This window comes from uncultured Tepidimonas sp. (genome assembly GCF_938045175.1).
GTDB lineage: Bacteria > Pseudomonadota > Gammaproteobacteria > Burkholderiales > Burkholderiaceae_C > Tepidimonas.
Window position 1 is genome coordinate 1 of sequence record NZ_CALIND010000059.1, and the last position, 5,186, is coordinate 5,186.

Annotated in this window: 6 protein-coding genes; 2 read left to right on the plus strand and 4 right to left on the minus strand. The window is 67.8% G+C overall.

Annotated elements, in window-relative coordinates:
• A partial coding sequence (locus Q0716_RS03100) for a S41 family peptidase (RefSeq protein WP_299019531.1) occupies positions 1-1,280 on the plus strand: 1,280 nt, incomplete at its 5' end.
• 23 nt (positions 1,281-1,303) lie between these two features.
• Positions 1,304-2,053 carry a HesA/MoeB/ThiF family protein gene (locus Q0716_RS03105; protein ID WP_299019533.1) on the plus strand — a complete coding sequence of 250 codons (750 nt, stop codon included), beginning with the start codon at positions 1,304-1,306 and terminating at the stop codon, positions 2,051-2,053.
• A 207-nt stretch (positions 2,054-2,260) separates the two neighbouring features.
• On the opposite strand, the gene Q0716_RS03110 is transcribed toward Q0716_RS03105, so the two are convergent.
• From Q0716_RS03110 to Q0716_RS03125, 4 genes are all read right to left on the minus strand, one after another.
• The gene (locus tag Q0716_RS03110) at positions 2,261-2,686 is read right to left on the minus strand and encodes a BLUF domain-containing protein (RefSeq protein WP_299019535.1); all 426 of its coding nucleotides are present in this window, start codon (positions 2,684-2,686) and stop codon (positions 2,261-2,263) included.
• 12 nt (positions 2,687-2,698) lie between these two features.
• On the minus strand, positions 2,699-3,436 hold the full coding sequence (folE, locus tag Q0716_RS03115) for a GTP cyclohydrolase I (protein ID WP_299019537.1): 738 nt from the start codon (positions 3,434-3,436) through the stop codon (positions 2,699-2,701).
• 35 nt (positions 3,437-3,471) lie between these two features.
• Positions 3,472-4,725, minus strand: a complete 1,254-nt coding sequence (clsB, locus tag Q0716_RS03120) for a cardiolipin synthase ClsB (RefSeq protein ID WP_299019539.1) — start codon at positions 4,723-4,725, stop codon at positions 3,472-3,474.
• A partial coding sequence (locus Q0716_RS03125; protein WP_299019541.1) for an endonuclease/exonuclease/phosphatase family protein occupies positions 4,722-5,186 on the minus strand: 465 nt, incomplete at its 5' end. The genes Q0716_RS03125 and clsB, both read right to left, overlap by 4 nt.

Below are 5,186 nucleotides of genomic sequence, written 5' to 3' on the forward strand. Positions count from 1 at the left end.
TCACCGACGCCATCTCGGGCATGGTGTCGGCGCTCGACCCCCACTCGCAGTATTTCGACAAAAAGAGCTTCAAGGAATTTCGCGAGGGCACGTCGGGCCGCTTCGTGGGTGTCGGCATCGAAATCACCATGGAGGATGGTCTGGTCAAAGTGGTGTCGCCGATCGAGGACTCGCCCGCCTTCCGCGCCGGTCTCAAAGCCGGCGACCTGATCACCAAGATCGACGATACGCCCGTCAAAGGCCTGACCATCAACGACGCGGTCAAGCGCATGCGCGGTGAGCCCAACACCCGGGTCACGCTGACCATCTTTCGCCGCGACGAAAACCGCACCTTCCCGGTCACGATCACGCGGCAAGAAATCAAGACGGTGAGCGTGCGCGCCAAGGTGGTCGAGCCCGGTTACGCCTGGGTGCGCGTATCGCAGTTCCAAGAACGCACGCTAGAGGACTTTGCACGCAAGGTCGAAGAGATCGTGCGCGCGGAACCGCAGCTCAAGGGCTTGGTGCTCGACCTGCGCAACGACCCTGGCGGCCTGCTGGACGCGGCCATCGGACTGTCGGCGGCGTTTTTGCCGGACGACGCTGTGGTGGTCAAGACCGACGGCCAGCTCGAAGAAAGCAAAGCCACCTACCGGGCCCGCCCGCGTGACTACCTGCGCCGCGCCGGCAACGACCCGATCGCCCGCCTGACCGAGCAGACCAACGGCTTGCTCAAGCGCATCCCGCTCGTGGTGCTGGTCAATGAAGGGTCAGCCTCGGCCAGCGAAATCGTTGCCGGTGCGCTGCAAGACCACAAGCGCGCGACCATCATGGGCAGCCAGACCTTCGGCAAGGGCTCGGTTCAAACCGTGCGCCCGCTGGGGCCCGATACCGCGCTCAAGCTCACCACCGCGCGTTACTACACACCCAGCGGCCGCTCCATCCAGGCCAAAGGCATCGTGCCCGACGTGTGGGTGGACGAAACGCCCGAAGGCAACCTGTTTGCCGCGCTGCGCACGCGCGAGGCGGATCTGGAAAAGCACTTGGCCGGCCCCGATGAGCGCCCCATGAACGAAGCCGAACGCGAAGCCGCGCGCCAGCGCGAGCGCGAGCGCGAGGCGGCCCGCCAGCGACTGGAAGAAGAACGGCGCAAAAACCCGGACGCCCGCCTGCTGCCCGAGTTTGGCTCGGACAAGGACTTCCAGCTGCAGCAAGCACTCAACCAGCTCAAGGGTCTGCCGGTGGCGGTCAGCAAGACCGCCAGCGAGCGCCCAGCCAAAGACGACGGCGCGGCCAACTGACCAACCTAACGCCCTGCCCGCCCATGACCGACGAGCAACTGCTGCGCTACTCGCGCCACATCCTGCTCGACGACATCGGCATCGACGGCCAAGAACGGCTGCTCGCCGCGCACGCGGTGGTGGTGGGCGCGGGGGGGCTGGGCTCACCCGTGGCCTTGTACCTGGCCAGTGCCGGCGTTGGCCGCATCACCCTCATCGACCCCGACACGGTGGACGCCACCAACCTGCAGCGACAAATCGCGCACGACCTGTCGCGCGTCGGTCTGCCCAAGGTGCAATCCGCGCAAGTGGCCATGCACGCCATCAACCCCGAGGTGCGCATCGAGGCGCTCGTCCAACGCGCCGACGACGCGCTGCTCGACCGCGTGCTTCCCGGTGCCGACGTGCTGCTGGACTGCACCGACAACTTCCGCACCCGGCACCTCATCAACCGCGCCAGTGTGCGCCATGGCGTGCCGCTGGTGTCCGGCGCGGCCATCCGCTTCGACGGGCAGCTGTCGGTCTACGACCCCCGCCAGCCCGCGTCGCCATGCTATGCCTGCCTGTTCCCCGACACCGACGCGCTGGAGGAAACCCGCTGCGCGACGATGGGCGTGTTCGCGCCCTTGGTCGGCATCATCGGCACGCTACAGGCGGCCGAGGCGCTCAAGCTCATCGTGGGCATGGGCTCACGCTTGGTGGGCCGGCTGTTGATGCTCGACGGCCGTGGGCTGGCCTTTAGCGAGGTGGCGTTTCCGCGCCAGCCGGACTGTCCGGTGTGCAGCCGGCGGTGACGATCCAGCCCTCCAGAGGATCGAACGGCGGCAACCCCCAGCAGGGGTGACCGGCTTCGTGCTGCTGCAGCGCGCCCGCCGGCCCGAGCAAACGGCCGACCGCATGCACGATCGGCTTGCGCCGCGTGGGCGCACGGGTGAAGTCGCACCCCAGCAGCCGCGGTCGCGCGCACGCTGCCACAGGCTCGGCAACGTTTCGACCGACGCTCACACCCGGCCGATGATGCTGGCCGTGGCCATGAGCTCCTCCAGCAGCGCCAGCGACACCTTGCCCGAGACGCGGTAAGGGTCGAACTCGGGCCGCTCGGAATATTTCAGCACGATGGACGTGTTGAGCTTGGTCAGGTTGACCTGCCCCATCGTCCAGCCGCCGAAGCGCCGCTCGGTAATTTCGTCGTACAGCAACAGCTCCACGTCGTGGTGGCGCGGGTCTTCGATGATCTGGCGGTACAGCCGGTTGACGGCGCCGCGCCCGCCCTCGATGGCTTGCAGATAGATACCGCCGCCGTAACACAGAATGCCCGTGATGCCGTTGTGCAGGTTGTGGTGGCGCGCGGCGTGCAGAATGTCCTCGATGTCCTGCGCGGTATGCTCCGGCCGCGCCCGGCTGACGTACAAAAGCCTCACCAGCATGGCTTTCCCCCCTCAACGGGCGCCGTCTTGGCGCGGGATCAGCGACAAAAATTCGCGCCGCAGGTTGGCATCCTTCAAAAACACCCCGCGCATGACGGAGTTGATCATGCGGCTGTCCATGTCCTTGACGCCACGCCACGCCATGCAGTAGTGTGTCGCCTCCATCACGATGGCCAGTCCGTCGGGCTGGGTTTTTTCCTGGATCAAGTCGGCCAGCTGCACCACCGCCTCTTCCTGGATCTGGGGCCGGCCCATGATCCATTCGGCCAGGCGGGCGTACTTGCTCAGGCCGATTACGTTGGTGTGCTCGTTGGGCATGACGCCGATCCACACCTTGCCGATGACCGGGCAGAAGTGGTGGCTGCACGCGCTGCGCACGGTGATGGGCCCCACGATCATCAGCTCGTTCAAGTGCTCGGCGTTGGGGAACTCGGTGATCGTCGGCGCCTTGACATAGCGGCCCGCGAACACCTCTTTGAGGTACATCTTGGCCACCCGGCGCGCGGTGTCTTCCGTATTGTGGTCGTTGGCGGTGTCGATGACCATCGCGTCCAGCACCGCCTGCATCTTCTCGGCCACCTCGTCGAGCAGCTGCTCCAGCTCGCCGGGCTGGATGAAGTCGGCGATGTTGTCATTGGCGTGATAGCGCTTGCGCGCCGCTTTGATGCGCTCGCGGATGCGCACGGAAACGGGCACGCCTTCATCGGCGGTGGTGGCGTCGGTCATGGTCTCGGGGGCTTTCATCAGCATGCATCCATCCTAACACCAGACCGTGAACCCCGCCATCAATACCGGTGCCCGGTGATGAACAGCACCGCGCGCATCACCGCAAACGCCACCCAGTCGCGCGCGCGCTCGTGCCACGGGCGGCGCTGCAGGGCGCTCAACTCCAGCGCCACGCCCGCGGTGTGCAGCAGGTGGTCCAGGCGCGCGCGCAACTGGCGCACGAAGCGCGCGTCCGTCGTCACCACATTGGCCTCGCGCGCCAGCAGCAAGCTAATGGGGTCCAGATTGGTCGAGCCCACCGTCGCCCAGTGGGTATCGACCAGCGCCACCTTGGCGTGCAGCGCGCTGGGCGCGTATTCGTGGATCTGGACGCCCCGGCGCAGCAGCCAGGCGTGCACCGGGCGCGGCGCGTGGTACTGCAAAAACCGCTCGTACTTGCCCTGCACCAGCAGCCGCACGCGCACGCCACGTGCCGCCGCTTGCGCCAGCGCATGCCGCAGCCGCCGACCCGGGATGAAATAAGCATTGGCGATGATCACCTCCCGGCGCGCGCCTTCGATCGCACTCAGGTACGCGCGCTCGATGTCGTGCCGGTGACGCACGTTGTCGCGCCAGAGAATCGCGGCACGCGCGCCCTGCACGACCGCAGCCGCCTCGTCCGCTGCGGTGGCTTGCCTGTGACGCAGCCAGCGGCGCCAACGGCGCGGCAGTCCCATCACCGCGCCGGACGACGACCGCCAGGCATTGCGCCACGCCGCGCGAAAAGCGTGCTCGCGCATCTGCCCCACCGCCTGCAGCCGCCACCACAGCCGCTCCATCGTCGCCAGCATCTCCGCCACCAGCGGGCCACTGACCTCCATCGCATAGTCCAGCCGTGGCTGCGCCAGCCGCCCCAGCACCACGTCGTCCTGGTCATCGATCAGGTTGATGCCGCCGCAAAACCCCACCACGCCATCGACGACGCACAGCTTGCGGTGCAGCCGACGCCAGCGGCTGGGGATGAGCAGCCCCAGCCGCCCCAGCGGGGCATAGGTGCGCCACTGCACACCGGCGTCGGCAAAGCGGCGCTGCCACTCGGGCGGAATCTCGGGCGTGCCCACCGCATCGACCACCAGCCGCACCTCCACGCCGCGCTGGGCGGCGCGCACCAACGCCTCGGCGACGGCCAGTGATGCGTTGGCGAACACGAAGATGTACGTCTCGACGTGGATCAGGCGGCGCGCGCGCTCCATGGCTTGCACCATGGCTGGGAACAAGGCGCGCCCTCCCTCCAGCAGGCGCAGGTGATGCCCTGGTTGCAGGGTAGCGGTCATGCCAACTCGACCTCCGCCACCAGCGGCAGGTGGTCGGACCAGCGCGCCCACTCCCCGCGCGGCGGCACGGCCACGGATTGCACCTGCGCCCCCCGCGCGTAGATGCGGTCCAACGGCAGCAGCGGCCAGCGCGACGGATACGTCGGCACGCGCGCTTGCGCAGCGGTATGCAGCCCCAGGGCCGCCAGCGGCGCGTGCAGCTGCTCGCCCCAGTCGTTGAAATCGCCCGCCACCAACAGCGGCGCCTGCGGCGGCACGTGCTGCGCCACATAGTTGCCCAGCGCGCGCACCTGCCGTTCGCGGCTGGCGTGGATCAGCCCCAGGTGCACCACGATCACGTGCAGGGCGCTGTCCCCCGCGCGCGAGTGTGGGTAGGGCGTGTCGCCGACATCCTCTGGCAGCGCCAGCACCGCATGCAACAGGCCGCGTTGCTCGAAGCGGTGGTCGGACACATCGCAATG